This window comes from Thermodesulfatator autotrophicus (assembly GCF_001642325.1).
GTDB classification, from domain to species: Bacteria; Desulfobacterota; Thermodesulfobacteria; order Thermodesulfobacteriales; family Thermodesulfatatoraceae; genus Thermodesulfatator; species Thermodesulfatator autotrophicus.
Genome location: NZ_LSFI01000104.1, coordinates 1 through 1,618 on the forward strand (window position 1 = coordinate 1; position 1,618 = coordinate 1,618).

General features: G+C 45.2%; 1 protein-coding gene. It reads left to right on the plus strand.

The features are described from left to right. Nucleotides 1–27 precede the first annotated feature (27 nt). The gene (locus TH606_RS11130) at nt 28–1,470 is read left to right on the plus strand and encodes an alkaline phosphatase (protein WP_068544062.1); all 1,443 of its coding nucleotides are present in this window, start codon (nt 28–30) and stop codon (nt 1,468–1,470) included. The last annotated feature ends 148 nt before the right edge of the window (nt 1,471–1,618 follow it).

A 1,618-nucleotide genomic window follows, 5' to 3' on the forward strand; every position in this document is an offset into this window, starting at 1 on the left:
TCCTGCGGACACAGTTGACGAAACACTATGACCAATCGTGAAAGGATTGCTGAAAGAGTTGCCTTTCATAAGCCTGAGATTAACAAGGCTAAGTATGTTATTCTCCTAATTGGAGATGGTATGGGTTACTGGCACGTGGACGCCTTGCGCAGGTATCTCAATGTAGCCCGGACCAACATGGAAAGTCTCAGGTACTTTGGCTACATGACTACCTTTATGCGCAATTCTACCGGAGAAGGGGGGTTAAGCGGTGAGTACTGGGATGCCCCCAGCGAATTAGGTAGTTACGACCCCAATTTAGGCGGTTATACTCCATGGCAAATTCAGCCAGTTCCTGCTTACGTAGATGAAGGGGCAACAGATTCAGCAGCGGCTGGAAGCGCCTTAGCCAACGGGCACAAAACAGTAAAATATGCCCTTAATGTGGTGCCCAAACCTGAAGGCTACCCTGCTGATGAAGCGTTTACTGTAAAATATTACCCCACTATTGTTGACTTTGCCGAGGCCAAAGGAATGGCTACCGGGGTGGTAACATCTGTGCCTTTCTCCCACGCCACTCCAGCAGCCTTTATCGCCAAAACCCAGTATCGCAAAAACTACGGTGAGATTGCCAGGCAGATGATATTTTCAAACCTGGATGTGATTATGGGAGCAGGACACCCTTACTATGACGATAACGGTAAACCTAGGGAAGCCAATTTTTACTACTGGTCCACGAACAAAGGGCCATATATCAATGATGAGGACGGAGAGACCCTTTATGAAAAAGTAGTAAATGGAGCAAGAGGACGAGTCTTTGTAGAGGAAAAGTCAGATTTTGAAGATCTGGCTGATGGTGACGGACTTTTCCACGGAGGGCCTATGCCCAAGCGTGTTTTTGGATTAGCTCAGGTGGCCAACACCTTGCAGGCTAACCGTAATATTGACGACGGAGACCCTTCTGACGACTGGAAAGTAGGAGGACAAGCCTTTATAAGTAAGGTACCTTCTCTTGAAACCATGACCAAAGCCACTCTAGAAGTGCTTGAGCAGGACGAAGACGGCTTTTTCGTAATGATTGAAGGTGGAGCTATTGACTGGGCCAGCCATGCCAATAATATGACCCGTATGCTGGAAGAAATAATAGATTTTGATAAGTCTGTTAAAGCTGTTATTGATTGGGTAAATGATCCTACTAACGGAAGTAACTGGAATAACACCTTAGTGGTAGTGGTAGCAGATCACGAAACCGGCCATCTTCAGCCCTTAAACGTTACTGGAGATGAAGTTATAAAAGAACAGTGCTGGGGTGTAAATTGTGAAGGATGGCACCACCATACTAATAGCTTAGTACCCATTTACGCTCAGGGAGTATGTGCCCGTGCCCTTGCGGCCAAATATGACGGTGATATAAAAGATAACACTTACATTTTCAAAGTGATGTATCAGGCCATTCAAAGAGGTTGCTATACTCCGATACTACCAGAATAAGACGTGATAAAATAAAGGCTCTCCAAAAGGAGGGCCTTTATTTTTCTGGAGATTCCCTTCTTTTCAAACCAGTAGTTAGACTAGAAGAAGAATTTTTACATCATTGCGTGTTATTAGTTGCATTAGCTCAGACTTAATCTGACAGGCG